This is a genomic window from Williamsia sp. M5A3_1d (genome assembly GCF_053345315.1).
In genome coordinates, this window is sequence record NZ_JBKEZX010000003.1 from 740,614 (window position 1) to 764,779 (window position 24,166).

A 24,166-nucleotide genomic window follows, 5' to 3' on the forward strand; every position below is an offset into this window, starting at 1 on the left:
TGCCGACTGGGCCCATGTGGGGCAACATGGTTGGTTATGAGCCCCGGGACATCCTCCGAGAACACCGACAAACGGACCTCGGACACACGACAGCGTCCGACCAAGGCATCGGCATCCGGTAGTGCGAGAAAGGCATCGCCGGCGGCCAAGACCGGCAAGATCGCCGCACCCGACCGCAAGCCGAGCAGTGCCCCGGCGGCGCGTCGGTCCGTCGGCCCGAAGAACGGACGCGTCGAGAAGTCGGGTTCGAAATCGTCCGGCGGTGCGACCGGCATCTTCTCGGGCTACTCCAAGGGACCGTACGAGAACGCCTTCGACGAGATGTTCGACGCGAACAGCGAAGTGCGTACTCCCTACCGGGGCATCCACAAGGCACTCGCGCCGTCGGACCGAGCCGACCTGAACAACCGTGTCGACGCCCTCGGACGTGCGTTCGTCGACCAGGGCATCACGTTCTCGCTGTCGGGTCAGGAGCGGCCGTTCCCGTTGGACGTTGTGCCACGCGTCATCTCGGCTGCCGAATGGGCCAAGCTGGAACGAGGTATCACCCAGCGCGTGAAGGCGTTGGAGATGTTCCTCGACGACATCTACGGGGAGCAGGAGATCCTGCGCGACGGCGTCGTCCCCAAGCGCCTGGTCACCTCGTGTGAGCACTTCCACCGGCAGGCCGTCGGCATCAAGCCGCCCAACGGTGTGCGGATCCACGTCGCCGGTATCGACCTGATCCGCGACGAGCAGGGCGATTTCCGTGTCCTGGAGGACAATCTGCGGTCGCCGTCGGGCGTCTCGTATGTGATGGAGAACCGCCGCACCATGGCGCGGGTGTTCCCGGACCTGTTCTCCAGCCACCGGGTGCGTGCCGTCGCCGACTACTCCAGCCAGTTGCTGCGGGCCCTGCGCGCCTCGGCGGCGTTCAACGAGGCGGATCCCAACGTCGTGGTGCTCACGCCGGGTGTCGCGAACTCGGCGTATTTCGAACACTCGCTGCTCGCGCGGCAGATGGGCGTCGAACTCGTCGAGGGTCGCGACCTGTTCTGCCGCGACAACGTCGTCTACATGCGCACCACCCAGGGCGAACAGCGTGTCGACGTCATCTACCGCCGGATCGACGACGACTTCCTCGACCCGATGCAGTTCCGGCCCGACTCGATGCTCGGGGTGGCGGGGCTGCTCAACGCCGCACGCGCGGGCAACGTGGTGATCTCGAGCGCGGTGGGCAATGGCGTCGGCGACGACAAGCTCGTCTACACCTACGTACCGGAGATCATCGAGTACTACCTGGGCGAGAAGCCCAGCCTCGGTAACGTCGACACCCTGCGGTGCTGGCTCGACGAGGAACGCGACGAGGTCCTCGACCGGATCGACGAGCTCGTCGTGAAACCCGTTGAGGGATCGGGTGGTTACGGCATCGTATTCGGACCCGACGCCACGCGCGACGAGCTCGACGTGCTGGCCCGCAAGGTGCGGGCCGACCCGCGCGGTTGGATCGCGCAGCCTGTGGTGCAGTTGTCGACGGTGCCGACCAAGATCGGCGACCGGCTGCAGCCGCGGCACGTGGACCTGCGGCCGTTCGCGGTGAACGACGGTGAGTCGGTGTGGGTCCTTCCCGGTGGTCTGACCCGGGTGGCGCTGCCGGAGGGGTCGCTCGTGGTGAACTCGAGCCAGGGCGGCGGTTCGAAGGACACCTGGGTGCTCGCGTCGCGGGCGTCGGAATCCGAACGCGAACTCGGCGGTGAGGAACTGGTCAGCGGCAAGGATCTCCCGCCGGCGACGCAGACCGAACACGGCCCCGAGGTCATGGCGAGCAGTCAGCAACAACAGCAGCAACAGGGCCGTTTCGGCACACAGTTCCAGACGCAGGGGGTCCTCGGATGATGTTGGCGCGCAACGCCGAATCGTTGTACTGGATCGGCCGATACGTGGAGCGGGCCGACGACACGGCGCGCATCCTCGACGTCGCGGTCCACCAGTTGCTCGAAGATGCCACCGTCAACCCCGACCGCACCTGCCGCCTCGTGCTGCAGGTGCTGGGCATGGAGGCACCCGACGACGACGTCGAGCTCGACGTGTGGTCGCTGACCGAGCGCGTCGCCTACGACAAGAAGGGCCACGGTTCGATCGTCGACTGCATCGCCGCCGGACGTGAGAACGCCCGTGGCGCACGCGAGGTCACCTCCAGTGAGATGTGGGAGTGCCTCAACACCACCTACAACGGGCTGTCGGAGGCCGAGCGGTCGGCACGCAAACTCGGCCCCTACGAGTTCCTCTCGTACGTGAAGAACCGCGCGGCGATGTTCGCAGGGCTCGCCGACGCGACGTTGAGCCGCGACGACGGATACCGCTACCTGCTGTTGGGTCGCTCGGTGGAGCGGGTCGACATGACCGTGCGGATGTTGCTGTCGCGAGCCGGCGACCGGTCGGGTTCACCGGCCTGGGTCACCGTGCTGCGGTCCGCGGGGGCTCACGACACGTATCTACGCACCTACCGCGGTGCGCTCGATGCGAGCCGCGTGGTCGAGTTCATGTTGTTGGACAGGCTCTTCCCGCGGTCGGTGTTCCACGCGATCACCCTCGCCGAGCAGTCGTTGATGGAGCTCGACAACCGTCCCAACAGTCGTGTGGGCGCCCGCGCCGAGGCCCAGCGCGTTCTCGGACGTGCGCGCAGCTCACTGGAGTTCATGCAGCCGGGGCTTCTGCTCGACGACCTCCAGGATCGGTTGCTCGCCCTGCAGGAGGCGTGTCGCGACCTGAACGAGGCTGTCACACTGCAGTATTTTCACGTCTCGCCCTATGTGGCGTGGGCCGACGTGCGCGCGAGCTCCGCCGAGGAGCACTTCATCGAGGAGAGTGAACTGTGAGCTGGCGCCTGCGGGTCGTGCATTCCACCGGATTCGCCTACAACGCACCGGTGACGTCGTCGTACAACGAGGCGCGATTGACCCCGCGCAGCGACAACCGGCAGAACGTCATCGTCAACCGCGTCGAGACCGTCCCGGCCACCCGGTCCTATCGCTACACCGACTACTGGGGCACCGCGGTGACGGCGTTCGATCTCCATGCGCCGCACGAGGAGTTGGAGGTGTCGGGGTCGTCGGTGGTCGAGACCGAGGCCGGGCAGCGTCCGAGTGAGTCCGAGCAGACCGACTGGGATGACCTGAAGTCGGAGTACGTGATCGACCGGTTCGACGAGGTGCTGGGCAAGACCGACTACGTCCCGCGCAACCGCCCGCTCGCCGCGACCGCCCGCAAGCTCGCCAAGGGGCTCGATCCCGAGGCCGCCGTGGTGGCCATCTGCAGCTGGGTGAACGCGGAGATGCAGTACGTGCCGGGTACCACCGGCGTGCACACCAGCGCGGTCGACGCGTGGAGCGAGCGCAAGGGTGTGTGCCAGGACTACGCGCACCTGACCCTGTTGATGTTGCGCAGCCTCGGGATCCCCGCCCGTTATGTCTCGGGCTATCTGCACCCGAATCGCGACGCGACGATCGACGAGGTCGTCGAGGGGCAGAGTCACGCCTGGATCGAGGCGTGGACCGGAGCGTGGTGGGGGTACGACCCCACCAACGACGTACCGATCAACGAACAGCACGTCTCCGTCGGTATCGGTCGCGACTACTCGGATGTGCCGCCGCTCAAGGGGATCTACACCGGCGGAGGCGCCACCGACCTCGATGTCGTGGTGGAGATCACCCGGTTGGCGTAGGGGTCGGGTACGGCGGTGATCTCCACAGAGGGTGTTGTCACAGAGGGTGTTGTCACAGTGGAGATCACCCGGTTGGCGTAGAAGTCGGGGTACGGCGGTGATCTCCACAGAAGGTGTTGTCTGGAGATCACCCGGCTGGCGTGAGCGGTCGGCATCGCCTGCAGGTCAGGCGAAGATGATGTCGATCATGCGGTGGATGTCCTCGGCCGTGGGGGTGGGCAGGGTGCCCCGACTCTCGACGAACCCGATGCCGGCGTAGACGAGCAACCCGGCCCGGATCCTCGCGTCCCCGGGCGCGAGTCCGAGTTCGACCAGTGTCTCCTCGACGACCTCGAGGATGTGGTTGTCGAGCGAGGCGACGGATGCGGCGACGACGGGGTTCGACCGGGCCCATTCCCGGACCGCGGATTCACGGGCCCAGGTGCCGGGGTCGACGAGTCGCCGGGTCATCTCCTCGATGCGTTGAGCGGGCGGTGCGATGCCCAATTCCTTCAGTCCGCGGAGGTAGGCGTCGGACTCCGCGGTCCAGGCTGCGGCCATGGCCTCGAACAGTGCGTTGATGTCGGCGAAATGCCAGTAGAAGCTTCCCTTGGTGACCTCGAGCCTGCGGCACAGCGTCACGATCTTGATCGCGCTGAGCCCTTCCTCGACCAGGAGCGTGAACGCGGCGTCGATCCAGTCCTCGGCGGACAGGCGGGCGGTGCGTTTCTCCGACGTCGAGCGCGCGTCTCGGCGTCGGGTGATCCTCGACGGTGTCGGGCCGACGGTGTCCGGTTTCGCGGTCGACGGCATGGTGTAGGTGTCCTCCGTCCCGGATCGCCCCGCCGGCGTGTAGCGGTGCGGCAGTGCCACTGATGGGTGTCGATGCCATCGACGCTTCGGACGCCGGTCAGCTGTTCACGCGCGCGACGACGAGCGACGCCACCAGCCTATCGGCCGGAAGTCCGAAATGATCGGAGGTGGAGCGAGGATCGTGGGCCTGCAGGATGTCGAGACCCGCTCCCGGCGCGGTCGATCGACCGGGGTCGCTCACGAGTCCGTCGGTGTGGGAGACGATGTCGCCGTATCGCACCCCGGGTGTCGGGAACACCCCGCGGCGCAGGCTCACGAGGAAGTCGGATCCGGTGACGATCTCGCGGCAGCCCGCGCAGAACGGGTCGACGAGGGGCCGCTCCAGTCGCAGGATCGTGTCGTAGGTGCCGAGTCGGCGGCTGATCTGTTCGACATCGCCGAGCCCGCCGATGTCGGTCCCGTTCCACATCGGTCCGACGGTGACCACCGCACGTACCTGCTCCGCTGTGATCCCGCGCTGGAGCGCGTACTGGACTGCCAGTGCGCCGGCGCCGTGTGCCACGACGGTCACCGGGCCGGTGGGTGCCGCGTCGGATCGAAACCATCGGAGCAGCTCGGCGCCCGACTGTTCCAGCGAGGTGAGACCGCCCAGGCGTGGTCCGCCGGCGCGGCGTAGCGCCTCTGCAGCCGGGGTCGACCCGTACTCCACGCTGACGGTGCAGTCCCCGGCGCGTTCGAGGGCACGACGCAACGGCGCCATCGAGGCCGTTGTCGAGGCGATGTCATGGACCAGCACGACCGACCGGACGCAACTCGTTGTCGGCGAGGCGGTTTCCGGTGCTGCACCTGCCGGCGACACGACAGTCGCGCCACTCACCGTGGCGACCGCGAGCGTCGTGACCATCGTGAGAACTCGTCGCCTGATCATCGTGACCGCCCGTCGTCGTTGTTTCGCAGATCCATTCGAAAGCCCCTCGACCAAACCATACCGAATGGTACTGTCGGCCGAGTTCGGATCGAGGAAGAGGGTGGATCGCATGGCGTACGACGTGAATCGCCGCGCATTGCTCCGAGGCGCGGCCGCGCTCGGGGGGCTCGCAGCGGTGGGGGGAATCGCCCCGCAGGTGGCGGCCCGACCCGACTACCCGCCGGAGTTCCCGTTCCCGCTGCCGTCGATCTTCCATTCCCCGCGACTGCCGAAGTTCGTCGACGAGATGGTGCGCCCGCAGACGCGATCGGCGCAGGGGCGACTCGACATCACGGCCCGCTCCACCGTTGCGCGGATGCACCGGGACCTCCCCGACGTACCGGCGTTCGGATACTCGGACATGACGTACCTCGGTGCCACCCTCGAGGGACGGGTGGGCGTCCCGACCACCGTGGCCTACCGGAACGAACTGCGGCGACACGTGTTCGCGAAGGACATCGACACGTCGTTGCACGGGGTCAGCGAGTCCTACCGCGACCGACCGCCGAACAGCATGCACCTGCACGGAGCGGTCACCGCACCCGACAGCGACGGGAATCCCGAGCGACTCCTGATGCCGCGTTCCGGTACCGCGATCCACCACTATCCGAACCGCCAGGATGCCGGGCACCTCTGGTACCACGACCACGCGATGGGGATCACGCGGTCGAACGTCTACGCCGGACTCGCCGGCAACTTCCTCATGCGCGACGACTACGACACCGGCGACGCCTCGAACCCACTGGGCCTCCCGTCCGGGGACCATGAACTCCCGCTCATCCTCCAGGAGAAGATCTTCACCGACGAGGGCCACCAGAGCATCCGGTCGACCCCGGTTGTCCCGCAGGGTAACTGGGAGGGTGGTGCGGTCGGCGATGTCGGCATGATCAATGGGACGGCCTGGCCGAAGATAACCGTAGACCGCGGGCTCTACCGGTTCCGTCTACTGAGCGCGACCTCCTACAGCGTCTGGACGCTGTACCTGTCGAACCGGATGCCGTTCTGGGTCATCGGCAACGAGGGTGGGCTGCTCGACGCGCCCGTGCGGGTGACGTCGTTCCGGATGGCGCCCGGCGAGCGGTATGACGTCCTCGTCGACTTCTCAGGACTGCGCCCCGGGGACACCGTGGACCTGTGCAACAGGGAGCAACCGCCCTTCCAGGCGGCCATGCTCGGCGAGGTCACCATGCCGGTGTTCGGTCGGTTCGTCGTATCGGGCCGAACGGGGTTCCGCGGCGCGGTTCCGCGCACCCTGCGCGGTGGCGCGTCGCAGCCCGCCGTGCTGCCCCGGCTCGCGACGGCCACCCGCGTACGGAACGTCACCGTGACCCAGCCGTATGCGCTGCGGCTGCCGCCGGCGATCATGTCGCTCAACAACCTCCGCTACTCCGACCCCCAGATGGAGATGCCCCAGCAGGGAACCACCGAGATCTGGAACATCATCAACATCACCCCGGATCCGCACCCCATCCACATCCATCTCGTCACGTTCCGGATCCTGGGGCGTCGGCCGTTGCGCACCGTCGAATACCAGGCTGCGCATCCACAACCCGCGATCGGCATCCGGTGGGCGCCCGCGCCCGACCGGTTCTACGCCGGGCCGTCGCTGCCGCCCGCGCCCTGGGAGGCGGGGTGGAAGGACACCGTGCGCACCGACGGGGGAACGGTCACCCAGATCGTGGTCCGCTTCCCGGCCGCGGAGGAACTCGGCTTCGATCCCGACGCGACCTTCGCCGCCGATCCCATGGCGGAAACGCTCGACACCACCGGCGGTCCGGTCAGCCGGTCGGCCCCTGACCACGCCCCCCACATCGGTGACACCGCTGCGGAACCGCAGACGCCGGAACCCGCTTCACCGCCGGCGCCTCCGGCCGATCACGGTGGCATGCACGGTGACACCCACGACGGCATGCACATGGCATCGGGCATGCATGACCACCCCACCACGCTGCAGGGGTACGTCTGGCATTGCCACATCCTCGACCACGAGGACCACGACATGATGTTGCGCTACCGAGTGATCCGCTGACCGCGGTGACCATCTCCACCGCTGCGCGCGGTTCCTTCGGTGCGGTCGGTGAGTTCTACGCGCTGTCCGCGGACACAGCACGGGCCGTGTTCCGTCGTCCGATGCAGTTCGAGGAGTTCGGTTCGCAGGCACTGTTTCTCGTGCGAGTGTCGCTCGTCCCCACCGTTCTCATGTCCATCCCCTTCACCGTCCTCGTGGTGTTCACGTTGAACTCCCTCCTGGGCGAGATCGGGGCGAAAGACCTCGCGGGCGCCGGTGCCGGATTCGGTGCCATCACCCAGATCGGCCCGCTGGTGACGGTTCTCGTCGTCGCAGGTGCCGGCGCCACCGCCATGTGCGCCGACCTCGGGTCGCGGACGATCCGCGAGGAGATCGACGCCATGGAGGTGCTGGGCATCGATCCCGTCGCGCGGTTGGTGGCGCCACGGGTACTCGCCTCGACGGTCGTCGCGATCCTGCTCAACGGCGCGGTGTGCGCGATCGGCATCGTCGGCGGATTCGTGTTCTCGGTCTACGTCCAAGACGTCGGAGCCGGTGCCTACGCGTCCGGGGTGACACTGCTGGTAGGGGTGCAGGAGCTGATGCTCTCGGAGGTGAAGGCGGCGCTGTTCGGCCTCGTCGCGGCGCTCATCGCGTGCTACCGCGGGCTCGCTGTCTCCGGCGGTCCGAAAGGGGTCGGCAACGCGGTCAACGAGACCGTGGTGTTCGCGTTCGCGGCACTGTTCGTGCTCAACCTCGTCCTGACCGCGATCGGGGTCGCACTCGGGGGGACGGTCCTGTGACCGTCGTACAGAAACCGGTCGTCCGGACGGTGACGGCGCAGTTGCGTCGCGTCGGCGACGGCGTCGATCAGTTCGGTGCGTTGGCCCGGTTCTCGGTCGTCGCGCTCGGATCGACCGGGAGGGCGGTCCGCACCTACCGCACCGAGACGCTGCGGATCATCTCCGAGTTGAGCCTGGGCAGTGGCGTTCTCGCGATGATCGGCGGCACCGTCGTCATCCTCGGGTTCCTCACCCTGTTCGCGGGCGCGACTGTCGCGGTGCAGGGTTTCAGCACCCTGGGCAACGTCGGGGTCGATGCGCTGACCGGCTTCCTCGCCGCATACGTGAACGTACGGGTGGTGGTCCCGGTGACCGCGGGTGTCGGGCTGGCGGCGACCATCGGTGCCGGCACCACCGCGCAACTCGGTGCGATGCGCATCAGCGAGGAGATCGATGCCCTCGAGGTGATGGCGATCTCGTCGATGCCCTATCTCGTCGGCACCCGCATCGTGGCCGGCATGACGACCATCATCCCGCTGTACGCCCTCGGGCTCATCACCTCGTTCCTGGCGAGCAGGATGGTGACCGTCACCGTGATGGGCCAGTCGCCCGGCGTGTACGACCATTACTTCGCCACCTTCCTCATCCCGTCGGACGTCCTGTGGTCGTTCCTGCAGGCGATGGTGATGGCGGCGGTGGTCATGGTCATCCACACCTATTACGGCTTCGGGGCGAGCGGGGGACCCGAGGGTGTCGGGGTGGCCACCGGCCGCGCGGTGCGGCTGTCGTTGCTCGCCGTGGTCGTCGTCACCCTCGTCATCGCGCTCGCCCTCTACGGCAGCTCCCGCCAGCTGCGACTGGCCGGGTGAGCGCCGTGTCGCCGGTGGTGTCAGCGCGTCGTGAATGGTTCGTACACAGGCTGTATGCGCTCGGCGCGATCTGCATCCTCCTCGCGATCGGCGGCCTCACCGTCGTCTCCTTCCGCGGTGACCTCACCGACAGGGTGTCGGTCACCGTCACCGCACCGCGTGCGGGACTCGCGATGAGTCCCGGCGCGCTCGTCACCCGGCACGGCGTCGCGGTGGGTCGGGTGACCGACGTCAGTACATCCCCCGCCGGGGCGGTGATCCGGATCGCGCTGTCGGCCGACGCTGCTCGCGATGTGCCGGTCGCCACCACGGTCGACATCGCCTCGCCCACCGTGTTCGGGGCCAAGGCGGTCGCGCTGACCGACCCAGCCGATGCGACGACCGTCCGCCGCGGCCTCACCGACGGCGCGTTCATCGCGGCCACATCGGTGAGTGTCGAGACGGACACGGTGTTCGAGTCGTTGACGCGGGTGCTGCGCGCCGTCGACCCTGCGAAGCTCAACGCGATCCTCGGGGCGGTGGCCGGCGCGTTGCGCGGCAACGGTGAGCGTCTGGGTGCCGCCATCGACGACACGGACACCGTGCTGCGATCGGTGAACGCGCGCCTGCCCGCACTGAACCGCGTCATCCGGTCCGGTGCCACCACCGCGCAGATCTACGCCGGATCTGCCGACGACCTCCTCACCGCGCTGCGAGGTCTCACGACCACGGCGCGCACGGTCACCGAGAAGCAGGCCGATCTCGACGCGGTGCTGATGTCGACGATCGGGCTCGGTGACAGCGGGAACAAGGTGCTGTCGCCGAACTCGGGTGCACTCGTGTCCGCGGTGCAGATGCTGCGGCCGACCGCCGAACTGCTGGCGCAGTACTCACCGGAGTTCAGCTGTTTCCTGCAGGGCGCAGATCGCGCCCGCGGGATGGCGGAGAAGGTGAGTGGCGGAAACGGTTCCACGATGCTCTTGAACTCCACGGTGCTGCTGGGCGTCTCGCCGTACACCTACCCGCGGAATCTCCCGAAGGTCGCCGCGTCCGGGGGGCCTCGGTGCGGCGCACTGCCGCGGGTGACCGCCGCGGACGTCCCGACGCCCTACGTCGTGGCCGACACCGGCGCCAACCCCTACGCCGATCGGGCGACCTCGCCCCGGATCGTGCCGGGGTCGATCCTGCAGCTGTTGCTCGGAACCGATTGGGCGGGCAGCCGATGACGGCAGGACGGTGGATCCGACTCGGTGTGTTCGTCACCGTCACGACCATGGTGCTGGCCGGGCTGTTCGTCGTGTTCGGCACTGTGCGCTTCGGGTCGCAGCGTGCGTTCCACGCCGAGTTCACCGACGTGTCGGGTCTGCGCGCGGGCGACCGGGTGACCGTGGCCGGGGTCGAGGTGGGATCGGTGTCCGGGGTGTCGATCACCGGACGCAACAGGGTGACCGTCGATCTCGGGGTCGACGACTCGTACCGGCCCACGCAGGGGACGCGCGCGTTGGTGCGTTACCTCAACCTGACGGGGGACCGCTATCTCGAACTGGCCGACGGACCCGGCGATCCGGTGCCGATGCGCCAGGGTTCGACGATCCCGGTGAACCGCACGTCCCCCGCGCTGGACCTCGACCTGCTGCTGGGCAGCTTCCGTCCGCTGCTACGGGCGGTCGCACCGGATCAGGTCAACGCGCTGTCGTCGGAGGTGTTGTCGGTGCTGCAGGGTCAGGGGGCCACCGTGGCCTCGCTGCTCGCGCGCACGGCGTCGCTCACCGCCGATCTCGCCGACCGCGACCAGGTCATCGGCAGCCTCATCACGAACCTGAACACCGTGCTAGGGACGGTCGCCGATCACCGTGACGACTTCTCGGCCGCAGTCCGTAGTGCCTCCGATCTCGCATCGGGGTTGGCGGCCGACCGCACCACCGTGGGAGCAGCACTCACCCGGATCGACGGTGCCGCAGGGACGTTGGCCGATCTGCTGATCGACACCCGCGATCCTCTTCGCGACGGGATCGGCCAACTGCGACGCACTGCGACGCAACTGGACTCCGGCCGCGACACGGTGAACAGCGTGCTCGGTCGCCTGCCCGACGCCTACGCGTCCCTGAGCCGACTGGGCGCCTACGGCAATTTCTTCAACTACTACCTGTGCGGGCTCCGGGTGAAACTGACCGGGCCCGACGGCCATGACCTCACCCTCCCGCTGATCGGGCAGACCACCGGGCGGTGCACCCCGCGATGATGAACAGGTATGAACGCACCGACACCGTGCGCACCGGGGCGGTGGGACTGATCGTCACCGTGCTGATCGCCATCGCCGCCGGCAACGTGGGGTCGCTGCCGTTCGTCGCCGGCGAGCGAGGGTACACAGCACAGTTCGCCGACGCCGGTGGACTCCAGGTCGGCGATAAGGTGGAGGTGTCCGGCGTGGAATCCGGTCGGGTGACCTCGATCGCGTTGGCCGGCACCCACATCGTCGTCGGGTTCTCGGTGTCGGGTGCCCCACGTCTGGGCGACCGCACGCGCGCGTCGATCGCGACCGCAACGGTGCTCGGCACCCGCAATCTGCGGCTGACATCCGACGGCGCGGGATCGTTGACCGCCGGAACGCAGATCCCCCTGTCGCGCACCACCTCTCCCTACGACCTCGGCCAGATCCTCGGTGACCTCGCCGCGAGCACCGGTGCCACCGACACCGACCAGCTCGCGGCGTCGTTCCGAGCGCTGAGCGACACGCTCTCGCGGACCCCCGACGAGCTACGCGGCGCGGTGGACGGCGTCGGTCGACTCTCGGCCACCATCGCCTCACGAGACGACGATCTGCGGTCGCTGCTGGATCGGGCGCGGCAGGTCACCGAGGTCCTCGCCCAACGCAGCGGTCAGATCAAAACATTGGTGGTGGCGGCAGATCAGATCCTCGGCGAACTCGACCGTCGTCGTCAGACCGTGAACACGCTGTTCGCGAACGTCTCTGCGCTGGCCCGGTCGCTCACCGACCTCGTACGCGACAACCGTGCGCAGTTGGCTCCCACGCTCGATCGCGTCAACTCCGTTCTGGCCGTGCTGCGGTCGAATCGGGACAACATCGGCGCGGCGCTGTCCAACCTCGGGCCGTACGTCACCGAGCTCGGTGAGGCGGTCTCGAGTGGCCCGTTCTTCAGTTCCTACATCAGCAACCTGATCCCGGGGCAGATCATCGAGCCGTTCATCCGGAACGCGATGACGAAGCAGGGACTGCCCGTGCCGCCCGCGCGTGCGGCGACCGGATCCTCCGGAGGTGGACGATGAGTGCTCGACTCCGCTGGGGCGCCCTCGCAGCGTTCGTGATCGTGCTCGCGATCGTGTCGTACACGGTCGTCCCGCGCCTGCGCACCTACGACGTGTCGGTCGATCTCGCCTCCGCGACAGGCCTCTACAGTGGCGACGACGTCCGGGTGCTCGGCGTACGGATCGGCGAGATCACCCAGGTAACCCCGCGCGGCGACCACGCCACGGTGCGCCTGCGGCTCGACAAGGGCCGACCGGTCCCGGCCGGAGCCGCCGCGGTCGTGCTCAACCAGAGCCTCGTCTCGGGTCGTTTCGTCCAGCTCACCCCGGCGTACGCCGGTGGCTCGCGGATGACCGACGGGGCGACGATCCCGATCGCCCGCACCGCGGTACCCGTCGAGTGGGATCAGGTCACCGCCCAGCTCACGCGCGTCTCCCAGGCTTTGGCGCCCCGGGCCGGTGACACCCGCGGTGCCGCAGCCGGTCTCGTCGATGCCGCGGCGGCCAACCTCCGTGGTCAGGGTGCATCGCTGCACGACACGCTGGGGAACCTGTCCACGGCGCTGCGCACGATCTCCGACGGCAGGACCGATCTGTTCGGGGTGGTCCGCAACCTCGAGGTGTTCGTACGGGCTCTGTCCGACAGTGATCAGCAGATCGTGTCGTTCAACAACCGGATGGCGTCGGTGAGCGCCATCCTCGATCGGAATCGTGACGACATCGGCGCCGCACTCGGCGATCTCGACGTCTCCCTCGGCGAAGTCCGGTCGTTCGTGCGCGACAACAGATCCGGCGTCACCGACGCACTGCGCAGTCTCGACGATGTGGCCGGCGAACTCGCCGAGCACCGCGACGACCTGGCGCAGGTGTTGCATGTGACCCCGACGGCCCTGTCGAATCTGAACAACATCTATCAACCGGCACACAACTCGATCACCTCGGCTCTCGCGCTGAGCAACTTCGCGAACCCCGCGCAGTTCGTCTGTTCCTCGATCGCCGCCGCGCAGCATAGCACCGCCGAACGCGGAGCAGATCTGTGCGTGCAGTACCTGGGGCCGCTGCTGTCCCTGCTCACCCTCGACTACCCACCCGTCGCCACGAACCCCACGCGGGGTGTGGGGGCGCTGCCCGGCCAGATCGTCGCGAGCGGACCGGGTGCGGGTGCCTCCGTCGCGCCCGACCTGTCGTCGATGCTCGTCCCCGGAGGTGGGCGATGAATCCGAGGCGCCGCCGTGGGCGGGGATGCGCTGTCGTCGTCGTGCTCGTCGCACTGGCCACGATGGTGTCGGCCTGTGGCTGGCAGGGGTTGAACTCGTTACCGCTGCCCGGGACGCACGGCCGCGGGGACGGTTCGTGGGATCTCCACATCGAGATGCCGGATGCGGTCACGCTGCAGCGCAACTCGCCGGTGCTGATCGACGACGTCGAGGTGGGACGGGTGGCCGATCTCGCGGTCCGCCACGGCCACGCGCTGGTGACCGTTGCCCTCGACAGATCCGCCCGCGTACCGGCCAATGCGATCGCGGCGATCGGTCAGACGACGCTGCTCGGGTCGGCGCACGTGGAACTCGCCGTGCCGCAGGGTCAGTTGGCGTACGGATCTCTGCGGGCCGGGGACACCATCGGACTCGCCCGTGCCGGTGCCTACCCGACCACCGAGCAGACGTTGGCCACCGTGTCGCTGTTCCTCGGGGGCGGCGGGATCGATCAGATCCAGGACATCCTCGCCGAGATCAATGCGGCGCTGGGCGGGCGGACGTCGGCAGCGCGATCGGTGATCGACGGTCTGAACGTGCTACTGGGCGATCTCGACGGACAACGTTCGCAGATCACCCGTGCGATCGACGGTCTCGATGCCCTGTCGCGGGAGGTCGCAGCCCAGAAGGACACCCTCGCCGGTGCCATCGAGGCACTGCGACCGGCGCTGTCGGTGTTGGCCGACCGGCGTACATCGCTGACCCGCGCGCTCGGCTCGCTCGGTGATCTGTCGCGAACGGCCACGTCGATCGTGAACGCGTCCGGCAGCGCGCTGCGAGCCGACCTGAACGCGCTGCCCCCGATCCTCGGGTCGCTGGCCGACTCGGGACGGTCGCTGACCGAGTCGACTCGCTACCTGCTGACCTACCCGTTCCCGATCGACACCTACGCCAACGCCGTGCGCGGTGATTACGCCAACGGCCAGGTGACGCTCGACCTGAGACTGAAGACGGTGGACAACGCCTTGCTCCTGGGGACACCGTTGCAGGGCATGCTGTCCGGCGTCGAGGGCATCGTCGGGCGCGATGCACCGGCCTCGTCGTCCCGCCCGGTGCCGAACCTTGCGCAGCTCCTGGCGCCCCGGCCGGCCGCACCTCCGTCCTCTGCGACCCGAGAAGGGGGGCCGACCCCATGACCCTCACCCGCACGATCCGGCGCAAACTCATCGTCTTCCTGGTGATCTCGGTGGTCGCGGTCGTCGTCGTCGCGGTGTCCTACGCCAGACTGCCGCAGCAGGCGGGGATCGGGCGTTACTCGATCACCGTCGATCTGACCTCGGCGGCGGGTCTCTATCCCAACGCGAACGTGACGTATCGGGGCGAGGTGGTCGGACGGGTGACCGGGGTCGAGGCGACGGCGACCGGTGCCCGGGCGCGCGCATCGATCTCGTCCGATGCCCACATCGCGGCTGACCTCGATGCCAGGATCGCGCCGATGTCGGCGATCGGGGAGATGTACCTGGCTCTCGATCCACGGTCGGGTGCGCGGGGTCCGGACCTGCGGGACGGTTCGGTGATCGCCGCCGACCGCGTGCAGGTGCCGACACCGGTCAGCACTGCCGTCGCGGAGATCCAGTCACTCCTGTCATCGGTCGATCAGGACAACCTGCGAACGGTCGTCGACGAGAGTTTCACCGCGCTCGACGGTCAGGGGCCCGCACTTCGACAACTCGTCGACTCGGTGAACCAGATCATGGGTTCGGCCGCGGATGCGGTCGAACCGACCGCGGCGCTCATCGACGGCCTCGGGCCTCTTCTCGACACCCAGGTCGACAGTGCGGACGCGATCCGTTCGTGGGCGGCATCGCTGGCCCGGGTCACCGGTCGGTTGGCAGACGCGGACGGATCGCTGCGGTCGGTGTTGGCGAAGGCGCCCGCCGCCGCCGCAGAGGCCACCTCGCTCTTCGACGACATCGCGCCGACGGTCCCGATCCTCTTGGCCAACCTCAGGACCGTGGAACAGGTCCTGGCTGTGTACAACCCTGCCCTCGAACAGGTGCTGGTCCTCTACCCGCCGCTGATCGCGGCCACGCAGAGCACCGGTCTGGTCAACGCCGACGATCCCGGCCAGAACACCTACTTCGCCACGCAACTCAACGACCCACCTCCGTGCATCGAGGGCTTCCTACCCCCGTCACAGCGCCGGTCGCCGGCTGACGTGTCGACGGCACCTGCCCCCAAAGATCTCTACTGCAAGGTGGATCCGGCCGATCCCCGATCGGTGCGTGGTGCGCGGAACCTGCCGTGCCTGGAGTATCCGGGGTATCGCGCGGCGACGGTCACCCTGTGCCGTGAGGCTGCAGGCGGGCGCCGTCCGGACTTCTCCGCCGGTGCGCCGGCCCCGCCGCTCCCATCCGACGACCCCGAAGCCGGTACAGCGGTGACGGCTCCGGCGCAGCGGGGGAGTGAGCGGCCGGTGGTGAGCGTGCGCCAGTACGACGCCCGCCGTGGCGAATTCCTCGACCGGGACGGTCGACTGGTCCGCGTGAGCTCGCCGGCCGGTGCCGACCGGATGACGCTGGAGCAACTCCTGGTCCCGCGCGGCTGACCCAGGAGACCGGCTCCACCGGCGGCGCAGGGTCAGATCGGCTCGAACCGATCGATGAGCCAGTGGCCGTCGACCCGGGTGAGGTGCACACGGATGGCCGTCGAGGTGGTCGATGCGGTACCGGCGGCCGGCGTCACCGACTGGTTGACGAACACGAGCGCGCCCGCCGATCCGTCCTCGAGGGATGTCGTCGAGGCGCCCGCGACACTCGCCTCAGAGGTGAGTCCCCGTGACTTCGCGTTGGGTGCCACCGCGTCGGAACCCAGTTTCCGGTAATAGTCCCGGAAGTCACCGGTGAGGAACTGTGACGCCCGGTCGAGGTCTGCGTCGACGGTTGTCGAGCTGTACGACAGGATCGCCTTCGTACCGTCGGTCGCCGCGGTCAGCACCGCGCCGCGCTGATCGGAGATCTGTTGGGCACGAAGGTGGTCGAGGTGGAAGGCGACCGCGGCACCGCCAAGCCCCAGGACCACGGCACCGACCATGACGGTGCCCGCGATCTGCAGTCGGCGTCGACGCGTCAACGGCGGGGGATCCTCTACGTCGGTGGGGGTCTCCTCGTCGTCGGACTCGAGCTCGGTGGGCGCGTCCTCGGTGGGCGTGTCATCGTCGGTGGGCGTCGGAACGTCGACCGTCTCGGCCTCGGCCTCGGTCTCGGCGTCGACGGGTTGATGCGTGGTCATACGGCGAAGTCCACCTTCGAGGTCAGGATGCGACCTCCGTCGTTGGTGAGGGCGAGTCGCAGTCGCCACACACGGGGCTCGTTGTCGGCGCCGGCCCCGTTGGTGACACTCGAGGTGGCCGAGACGAGGACCTGTGCGCCGCGCTTGTCGGAGCGCTCGAGGCCCGCGTCGGACACCGTGCCCTTGGTGGTCACCGAGGCCTGCTGCACGACGGACACGAAACTGTCTGCACGCGAGGCGAACTCGGCGCGGAAATCACCGGTCCCGCCGTCGAGGATCCGATCGGTGACTGCCTTGGCATCGGACGGATCGACCGTGATCAGGTTGACCACCATCTGCCGTGCGGCGGACAGGTACCGCGAGTCGAGGTCTGCACGCGCGGCGTCATCGGCGGTCTGCGCGTGTGTCCACCACGCCGCGGTAGCGGCGGCGGACACCAGTGCCACGACCGCCACCGTCAGTGCGATCGCGCGCAGTCGCGCACGTCTGTTCACAGTCGTCGACATGTCGGCGCCCTCCTCCTCGTCTCGTGATTCCCGGAACCGAATCACATACCATTCGGTATGGTACGCTCCGAATCGTGATCCAGGTCGCGCTCTGCGACATCCGTTCCCGTGAAGGAGGTCCGTCGCCGGTGGTCGCAGACGTCGTGGACAGTTTCCAGCGCATCCCGTTCCGGCCGGCCACCGACGGGCGCGTCGAGAGCCATTCCGGTCTGACGAGGCACTACCCGACATTGCCGGGTAACTTCATTGCAGGGCGGGAGGACTCGCGTGAGGTGGGTCTGTTGCTCGCACATCCGGCCTCGAGCTTCCTGACCCATTTCTTGCTCCGGGGTCTGGCGCAGCGGGGTATCCCGATCATGGGTATGAACACGCGGTACTCCACCAACGAGCCGGCCCTCATCATGGAGCGGGCCGCCGACGACCTCGGTCGCGGAGTCCGTTGGATGAAGGAGCAACTCGGCTTCGAGAAGGTGGTGCTGCTCGGGTTCTCCGGTGGCGGATCGCTGTCCGCGTTCTATCAGTCGGTGGCGACCGCGAACGTCACCGGCGCAGGTGTGGTCACCTCGACCCCCGCCGGCGACCCCGTCGACCTGTCCGACGTGGAGCCCGCCGACGGTCTCGTCCTCGTCGGGGCCCACCCGGGTCGCGCGCGGGTGTTACGGCACTGGATCGACGGCGCTGTCGTCGACGAGACGGACCCGTTCGCGGTCGATCCGGAACTCGATCTCTACCGAGCGGGTCGTGGGGTCCCGCTCGATCGGGAGTGGGTGGCCGGATACCGCGATGCCCAGCTCGCCCGGATGCGTCGGATCGACGAGTGGGCACTGGAGGAGATCGAACGACTGCGGCGCGTCGGTGCGTCCGACTGCGCCTTCGTCGTCCACCGCACGGTGGGAGACCCTCGTTTCGTCGATCTCACCCTCGATCCCAGTGACCGCGAGGTCGGTAGCATGTACGGCGACCCGCAGGCGGCGAACACCGCCGCGGGCGGGCTCGCGCGATTCGCCACCGCCCGGAGTTGGCTCAGCACATGGAGTTTCGATCGCACCAACGCCGACGCCCTGAGCAACCTGGCCGGCGTGGCCTCGCCGACGCAGATCGTCTGCCTGCGGGGAGACCAGGCTGCGTTCGTGAGCGACTCGCGCGACATGTTCGAGGCCTCGGCCGACCCCGACAAGTCCCTCGTCGAACTCGACGGACTCAACCACTACCTCGTCGACCAGCCCGACGGCGTCGAGAGGATCGCGGCCACGGTGGGCGACTGGCTCGTCGCGCGGGGCCTCGCCGCCGCTGATCACCCCCTGCGGCGTCACACAACATCGGAGACCGTATGAGCACCCATGTCGAGAAGCACGCGCCGTCCGAGGGGGGCGAACGGTCGGACGAGAAGGTCCGGCCCGTCGCAGCGGGGTCAGGATTCGACGACCTGGAACATCCTGACGTGGCCACCGCCTTTCCGTACCTGGAGGGCATGAACTCCCCGGGTGTCGCGAGGGCCCGCAAGGTCGTCCGTCGGCTGACGGGCAAGGACATGTTCCCGACGCAGGAACAGATCGACGGGTTCTGTGCGGACATGTTCACCGCCGACCCCGTGGCCGAGCGGTTCGTCGACGAGGTGTTCTACGGTGAGATCGGTCCGGTCGAAGGCCGCGCCATGCTCAAGAGAGCTCTCGCCGAGGGACTCTCGTCCATCGATGACCCGCCGCCGTCGATGGTCGCGTTGTTCGAGGAGTTCGAGTCGGTACCCGACTGGGTGGACCCCGAGATGGTCGAGGCCGGGGCCCGCATCTGGCGTCGGTGGGGCACGATGCTGTTCAGCGTCGCCGGCGGCATCACCCTCGAGATGTACACCGAGGCGGCCGTGGCCACACCGCTCTCGCTCGCCGGCGGCTATGCCGGGGACAACGCTCTGCGGCGTTTCCTCGAGACCGCGCGCTTCTGGATCGATGTGTCCGAGCCGGGCGAGCTGCTGCAACCCGGCACCACCGGACGTGCGACCGCGATGATGGTGCGGGTCATGCACGTGTCGGTGCGGCGACGCGTCGCCGAGCACCCCGAGTGGGACACGGCCAAGTGGGGCATCCCTATCAGCCAGGCGTACATGATGATGACGCTGCTCGGCGGCAGCGTCGCGCCGGCACTCGCCCTGTGGACTACGGGAATCCAGACCACCCGCTCGGAGATCTACGAGCTCATCCACTTCCAGCGGTACCTCGGTCACATCGTCGGCGTGCGCAGTCGCTGGTACCCGCAGACCATCGCCGACTCGCTGCGGTTGCTGGCGCTGGTCTCGGTGGCCCGCAGCCACGACGCCGGTGACAATGGCGCCGAACTCATCACGTCGTTTCCGCGGGCATTCGCCGCGCGCAGCGGACACCGCGGCCTGCGACGCCTCCGCGAGGAGTACAACGGCGGGATCTACGCCGCCTATGCGCGGGTGTTCATGTTCCCCCAGACCTACCGCCGCTACGAGATGCCGTCGGCGTTCCCCTGGGTGCTGTGGGTTCTCGGTCGGGTCCCGCTGATCGCGGCGGTCGAGACCGCCCGCCGGATCCCGCCCGTCGGGCGGGCGCACGAGAAGTGGATGCGCTGGCACCGCGAGAACTGGTACCGCGCCCAGATGGACGGTCGGGAGGCCGAATTCGACGCATCCGGCGCATTGCGCCGCTAGAGGCACGTCCGCACATCCGTTGTCGAGAAGAGAGATCCGATGACCCAGATCACCGAACGCCCGACCGACCAGTCCGCCGCCCCGAGCCCCACGGTTCTCGAGTACCTCCGGGGTTTCGGCAACGAGCACCACTCCGAGGCGTTGCCCGGCGCACTGGTGTGGGGACAGAACTCGCCGCAGGTTGCACCCTACGGTCTGTACGCCGAGCAGATCTCGGGCACCGCGTTCACCGAGCCCCGTGACGTGAACCGACGCACGTGGATGTACCGCATCATGCCGACGGCCGCCCATGGAGCCTATCGCCGCATCGACGACGGCCACCTCGCGACCGCCCCACTGGCCGGGCCGGCGGACCCGAATCGATTGCGGTGGAACCCACTTCCACCCGAGACCTCGACGGGGGATCTCGTCGACGGGCTCTACACCATCGGAGCGAACGGCGACGCACTCGCGCGCACCGGCATCGGCATACATCAGTACACGGCGGCGCGATCGATGACCGACCGCTACTTCGCCGACAACGACGGTGAGCTGCTCATCGTCCCGGAGAGCGGCGCCATCCGGGTGCGGACGGAGCTCGGGATCGTCGAGGCCGCGCCGGGGGAGATCGTCCTGATCTCGCGGGCCATCAAGTTCGCCGTCGACGTGGTCGACGGACCGATCCGCGGCTACGTCTGCGAGAACTACGGCGCACCGTTCGTGCTGCCCGACCTCGGTCCGATAGGCGCCAACGGGCTCGCACACGCCCGCGACTTCCGGCACCCGGTCGCCGCCTACGAGGAGGGCCCGCGCACATCGGAACTCGTCCTCAAGTTCAGCGGTCACCTGTGGGCCACCGAACTCGACCACTCGCCGCTCGACGTCGTGGCGTGGCACGGCAACCACGGCGTCCACGTCTACGACCTCGAGTCGTTCAGCTCCATCACCAACGCCAACGTGGACCATCCCGACCCGTCGGTGTTCACGGTGCTCACCTCGCCGTCGGGCCACCCCGGTCAGGCCAACGTCGACTTCGTGGCGTTCCCGCCGCGCTGGATGGTGGCCGAGAAGACGTTCCGACCGCCGCACTTCCACCGCAACGTCATGACCGAGTTCATGGGACTGATCTACGGGGTGCACGACTCCAAGGCCGAGGGGTTCCTGCCAGGCGGGGCCAGCCTGCACAACATGTTCGGCGCACACGGGCCGGATCTGGCGACGTTCGAGATGGGGACCACAGCGACTCTCGAGCCGCAGTACCTCGCCAACACGATGGCGATCATGTTCGAGACCCGCTATCCGATCGTCACGACGTCCACCGCGATGGGAGCCGGGCACCGCCAGCCCGACTACGACGCCGTGTGGTCGGGACTCACCCCCCACTTCGACATCACCGACCGCCCCGGTCAGACGAGGAACGCCCGATGACCGCACCCGTACCCGCCCGCCCAGTCGAACCGACGCTGCCCGATCCGACCCTGCGCATCGGCGGCGCGTCGTCGGGGGCATCCGACGGCGGGACCTTCACCTCGATCAACCCGGCCGACGAGTCGACGGTCGTCGAGATCGCCTCGGCGACGGCGGAGGACGTCGACCGTGCCGTCGCGGCGTCGCGGGCGGTGTTCGAGAGTGGCGTGTGGTCGGAGATGCCCGGCTCCGAGCGGGGCCGGATCCTCGCCCGTGCCGCCGATCTCATCGAGGCCGACGCCGAGAACCTCGCCGCGCTCGAAGCCGTCGAGATGGGGAAGCTGTACCAGCACAGTGTGATCGGCGACATGCCGGTCACCGCCGGCACGTTCCGGCACTTCGCCGGGTGGGCCGACAAGATCACCGGCCAGACGACGGCGCTGCCGGACTTCGCCGATCAGCACCGGTTCGGATTCACTCTCCGCCAGCCGGTCGGGGTCGTCGGCGCGATCACGCCGTGGAACAACCCTGCGGTGATCGCGGGATGGAAGCTGGCGCCGGCACTGGCCGCCGGCTGCACCGTGGTCGTCAAGCCCGCCGAGGACGCGTCGCTCTCGACCATCCGCCTCGCCGAGCTGCTCGAGTCCGCGGGCTTGCCACCGGGTGTCGTGAACGTGGTCACCGGTGTCGGGTCCGTTGCCGGCGCAGCGCTGGCCGGTCATGCGGGACTCGACAAGATCACCTTCACCGGGAGTCCCCGGGTGGGTCGTCAGATCCAGCCGCTCGCCGGCGAGAAGTTCCGGAAGATGACCCTCGAACTGGGCGGCAAATCACCCCAGATCGTCTTCGCCGACGCCGATCTCGACGCCGCGATGCCATGGATCGCGATGGGCAACTTCTACCACCAGGGCCAGGTCTGCGCCGCGGGCACCCGCGTCCTCGTCCACGAGTCGATCGTCGACGACGTCGTCGCGCGACTCGCCGCCGTCGCCGAGAGTTCGGTGATCGGTGACCCGCGCGACCCCTCGTCGACGATGGGCACCATCGTCAACGCCAAGCAGCTCGAGAGCATTCTCGGCTACATCGAGACCGGGAGATCCGAGGGGGCGCAGCTGATCACCGGTGGAGCGCGCGTGGACCGCCCGGGATTCTTCGTCGAACCCACCGTGTTCCGCGGCACCAACGATCACACCATCGCCCGCGAGGAGATCTTCGGCCCGGTGGCCACGGTCATCACCTTCCGCGACACCGACGAGGCGATCCGTATCGCCAACGACACCCGGTTCGGGCTGAACGCGATGATCTACACCTCGAATCTGTCCACCGCGCACTCGGTGATCCCTCGCCTGCGGGTCGGCACCGTGTGGGTCAACGGTTGGGGCGTCCCGGAACCGCACCTGCCCTGGGGTGGTCGGGAAGCCAGCGGTTTCGGTCGAGAACTCGGGCAGGCGGGGGTGACCGCGCACACCGAGGAGAAGACCGTGCACCTCGCCTTCTGATGACGGCTCCGACACCGGATCCCGGGGCCCGGCCTGATCCCGGCGCCCTGTCCGACCTCCGCGTCCTCGAGCTGGGATCGCTGATCGCGGGTCCGTTCGCGGCCCGACTGCTGGGCGACATGGGCGCCGACGTGATCAAGATCGAGGCACCCGGGCTGCCGGACCCGCTGCGCACCTGGGGGCAGGGCGAGGTCGACGGCGAGCGCGTGTTCTGGACGGTGCACGCGCGCAACAAGAGAGCCATCACCCTCGATCTGCGGACCGAGATGGGACGAGATCTGTTCCTCGATCTCGTCGCGACCGCCGACGTGGTGGTCGAGAACTTCCGGCCCGGCACCTTGGAACGATGGGGTCTCGGCTACGACGTCCTGTCCGAACGCAACCCGCGACTGGTGCTGGCGCGGGTGTCGGGGTACGGACAGACCGGGCCGTACGCACAGCGGGCGGGGTACGCGTCGGTCGCCGAGGCGGTCAGTGGGCTCCGCCATCTGAACGGGTTCCCCGGCGGCCCCCCGCCTCGGCTGTCGTTGTCGCTCGGTGACACCCTCGCCGGGGTTTTCGCAGCCAACGGTGTGCTGGCGGCGCTGCACGCGCGGGAACGAACCGGAGTGGGGCAGGTCGTGGACGTCGCGCTCACCGAAGCCTGTCTGGCCGTGCTCGAGTCCACCATCCCGGACTACGACGTCGGAGGTGTCGTGCGACAACCCTCGGGAACCCGACTCGAGGGCATCGCACCGTCGAACCTGTATCGCACCGCAGACGATGTCTGGCTGGTGATCGCCGCCAACCAGGACTCGGTGTTCGCGCGTCTGTGCGATGTCGTCGGCAGCCCGGAGTGGGCGAGTGACGCCCGCTTCGTCGACCACACCGCGCGCGGTCGGCACCAGGACCTGCTCGACGAGATGATCGGCGCGTGGGTCGGCGAACGTGTGGCCGACGATCTGATCGAGTCGTTCTCCGCAGCAGGCGTTCCCGCGGGAAGGGTCAACACCGTCGCCGAACTCGTCGACGACCCGCAGTTGCGTGCCCGCGACATGCTCGTCGGGCACGTCGACGAGCGCGTCGGTCGAACGGTGCTGGGGCCCGGCATCATCCCGCATCTCACGGGTACGCCCGGTTCGGTCCGGGCAGCGGGTCCGGCCCGGCCCGGACAACACAACCGTGAGGTGTTCACCGAACTCGGTCTGTCCGACGAGGAACTGGCCGCCCTGATCGATCAGAGGGTCGTGTGACCCGCGGCCACACACGCC

General features: G+C 68.4%; 21 protein-coding genes. 17 read left to right on the top strand and 4 right to left on the bottom strand.

The window, feature by feature from the left end; genetic code table 11:
• Nucleotides 1–36: 36 nt before the first annotated feature.
• Genes ACLBW1_RS15745 through ACLBW1_RS15755 form a run of 3 tightly spaced genes read left to right on the top strand, consistent with a single transcriptional unit; the run spans nucleotide 37 to nucleotide 3,703 of the window.
• On the top strand, nucleotides 37–1,875 hold the full coding sequence (locus ACLBW1_RS15745) for a circularly permuted type 2 ATP-grasp protein (protein WP_447812735.1): 1,839 nt from the start codon (nucleotides 37–39) through the stop codon (nucleotides 1,873–1,875).
• Complete coding sequence (locus ACLBW1_RS15750) at nucleotides 1,872–2,858, top strand: alpha-E domain-containing protein (RefSeq protein WP_045823200.1); 987 nt, start codon at nucleotides 1,872–1,874, stop codon at nucleotides 2,856–2,858. The genes ACLBW1_RS15745 and ACLBW1_RS15750 overlap by 4 nt, the downstream gene beginning before the upstream one ends.
• Nucleotides 2,855–3,703 (top strand): transglutaminase family protein, encoded by an 849-nt coding sequence (locus tag ACLBW1_RS15755; RefSeq protein WP_447812736.1) that lies wholly within the window; start codon nucleotides 2,855–2,857, stop codon nucleotides 3,701–3,703. The genes ACLBW1_RS15750 and ACLBW1_RS15755 overlap by 4 nt, the downstream gene beginning before the upstream one ends.
• A gap of 165 nt (nucleotides 3,704–3,868) precedes the next feature.
• Here ACLBW1_RS15755 and ACLBW1_RS15760 read toward each other — a convergent pair whose 3' ends face one another.
• Both ACLBW1_RS15760 and ACLBW1_RS15765 read right to left on the bottom strand, forming a co-directional pair.
• A complete protein-coding gene (locus ACLBW1_RS15760; RefSeq protein ID WP_447812737.1) occupies nucleotides 3,869–4,555 on the bottom strand; it encodes a TetR/AcrR family transcriptional regulator in 687 nt (228 codons plus the stop codon).
• 37 nt (nucleotides 4,556–4,592) lie between these two features.
• The gene (locus ACLBW1_RS15765) at nucleotides 4,593–5,291 is read right to left on the bottom strand and encodes an esterase/lipase family protein (protein WP_447812738.1); all 699 of its coding nucleotides are present in this window, start codon (nucleotides 5,289–5,291) and stop codon (nucleotides 4,593–4,595) included.
• Nucleotides 5,292–5,532: 241 nt separating this feature from the next.
• On the opposite strand from ACLBW1_RS15765, the gene ACLBW1_RS15770 reads away from it, so the two are divergent.
• From ACLBW1_RS15770 to ACLBW1_RS15810, 9 genes are read left to right on the top strand one after another with little or no spacing between them, the layout of a single operon-like run.
• Nucleotides 5,533–7,491 (top strand): multicopper oxidase family protein, encoded by a 1,959-nt coding sequence (locus ACLBW1_RS15770; RefSeq protein WP_447812739.1) that lies wholly within the window; start codon nucleotides 5,533–5,535, stop codon nucleotides 7,489–7,491.
• 11 nt (nucleotides 7,492–7,502) lie between these two features.
• Nucleotides 7,503–8,273: an MlaE family ABC transporter permease gene (locus tag ACLBW1_RS15775; RefSeq protein ID WP_447812993.1), complete on the top strand. Its 771-nt coding sequence runs from the start codon at nucleotides 7,503–7,505 to the stop codon at nucleotides 8,271–8,273.
• Complete coding sequence (locus ACLBW1_RS15780; RefSeq protein WP_447812740.1) at nucleotides 8,270–9,121, top strand: ABC transporter permease; 852 nt, start codon at nucleotides 8,270–8,272, stop codon at nucleotides 9,119–9,121. Before ACLBW1_RS15775 ends, ACLBW1_RS15780 begins: the two co-directional genes overlap by 4 nt.
• Nucleotides 9,118–10,326 carry an MCE family protein gene (locus ACLBW1_RS15785; protein WP_447812741.1) on the top strand — a complete coding sequence of 403 codons (1,209 nt, stop codon included), beginning with the start codon at nucleotides 9,118–9,120 and terminating at the stop codon, nucleotides 10,324–10,326. Before ACLBW1_RS15780 ends, ACLBW1_RS15785 begins: the two co-directional genes overlap by 4 nt.
• Nucleotides 10,323–11,342, top strand: a complete 1,020-nt coding sequence (locus tag ACLBW1_RS15790; protein ID WP_447812742.1) for an MCE family protein — start codon at nucleotides 10,323–10,325, stop codon at nucleotides 11,340–11,342. Before ACLBW1_RS15785 ends, ACLBW1_RS15790 begins: the two co-directional genes overlap by 4 nt.
• Nucleotides 11,339–12,388 (top strand): MCE family protein, encoded by a 1,050-nt coding sequence (locus tag ACLBW1_RS15795; RefSeq protein WP_447812743.1) that lies wholly within the window; start codon nucleotides 11,339–11,341, stop codon nucleotides 12,386–12,388. Before ACLBW1_RS15790 ends, ACLBW1_RS15795 begins: the two co-directional genes overlap by 4 nt.
• Nucleotides 12,385–13,584, top strand: coding sequence for an MCE family protein (locus tag ACLBW1_RS15800; RefSeq protein WP_447812744.1), 1,200 nt, complete (start codon nucleotides 12,385–12,387; stop codon nucleotides 13,582–13,584). The genes ACLBW1_RS15795 and ACLBW1_RS15800 overlap by 4 nt, the downstream gene beginning before the upstream one ends.
• Nucleotides 13,581–14,759 (top strand): MCE family protein, encoded by a 1,179-nt coding sequence (locus tag ACLBW1_RS15805; RefSeq protein WP_447812745.1) that lies wholly within the window; start codon nucleotides 13,581–13,583, stop codon nucleotides 14,757–14,759. The genes ACLBW1_RS15800 and ACLBW1_RS15805 overlap by 4 nt, the downstream gene beginning before the upstream one ends.
• Nucleotides 14,756–16,171: an MCE family protein gene (locus ACLBW1_RS15810; RefSeq protein ID WP_447812746.1), complete on the top strand. Its 1,416-nt coding sequence runs from the start codon at nucleotides 14,756–14,758 to the stop codon at nucleotides 16,169–16,171. The genes ACLBW1_RS15805 and ACLBW1_RS15810 overlap by 4 nt, the downstream gene beginning before the upstream one ends.
• A 32-nt stretch (nucleotides 16,172–16,203) precedes the next feature.
• Here ACLBW1_RS15810 and ACLBW1_RS15815 read toward each other — a convergent pair whose 3' ends face one another.
• Nucleotides 16,204–16,854, bottom strand: a complete 651-nt coding sequence (locus tag ACLBW1_RS15815) for a hypothetical protein (protein ID WP_447812747.1) — start codon at nucleotides 16,852–16,854, stop codon at nucleotides 16,204–16,206.
• Nucleotides 16,851–17,360 carry a hypothetical protein gene (locus ACLBW1_RS15820; protein ID WP_447812748.1) on the bottom strand — a complete coding sequence of 170 codons (510 nt, stop codon included), beginning with the start codon at nucleotides 17,358–17,360 and terminating at the stop codon, nucleotides 16,851–16,853. Before ACLBW1_RS15820 ends, ACLBW1_RS15815 begins: the two co-directional genes overlap by 4 nt.
• A 74-nt stretch (nucleotides 17,361–17,434) precedes the next feature.
• Between ACLBW1_RS15820 and ACLBW1_RS15825 the strand changes: the two genes are divergently transcribed.
• The 5 genes from ACLBW1_RS15825 (at nucleotide 17,435) to ACLBW1_RS15845 (ending at nucleotide 24,148) form a co-directional block, all read left to right on the top strand.
• Nucleotides 17,435–18,694, top strand: coding sequence for an alpha/beta hydrolase (locus tag ACLBW1_RS15825; protein ID WP_447812749.1), 1,260 nt, complete (start codon nucleotides 17,435–17,437; stop codon nucleotides 18,692–18,694).
• 137 nt (nucleotides 18,695–18,831) lie between these two features.
• Complete coding sequence (locus ACLBW1_RS15830) at nucleotides 18,832–20,031, top strand: oxygenase MpaB family protein (RefSeq protein ID WP_447812994.1); 1,200 nt, start codon at nucleotides 18,832–18,834, stop codon at nucleotides 20,029–20,031.
• Between the two features lie 39 nt (nucleotides 20,032–20,070).
• Nucleotides 20,071–21,438, top strand: a complete 1,368-nt coding sequence (gene hmgA, locus ACLBW1_RS15835; RefSeq protein WP_447812750.1) for a homogentisate 1,2-dioxygenase — start codon at nucleotides 20,071–20,073, stop codon at nucleotides 21,436–21,438.
• Nucleotides 21,435–22,916, top strand: coding sequence for an aldehyde dehydrogenase family protein (locus ACLBW1_RS15840; protein WP_447812751.1), 1,482 nt, complete (start codon nucleotides 21,435–21,437; stop codon nucleotides 22,914–22,916). Before hmgA ends, ACLBW1_RS15840 begins: the two co-directional genes overlap by 4 nt.
• Complete coding sequence (locus tag ACLBW1_RS15845; protein ID WP_447812752.1) at nucleotides 22,916–24,148, top strand: CaiB/BaiF CoA transferase family protein; 1,233 nt, start codon at nucleotides 22,916–22,918, stop codon at nucleotides 24,146–24,148. Before ACLBW1_RS15840 ends, ACLBW1_RS15845 begins: the two co-directional genes overlap by 1 nt.
• Nucleotides 24,149–24,166: the final 18 nt, after the last annotated feature.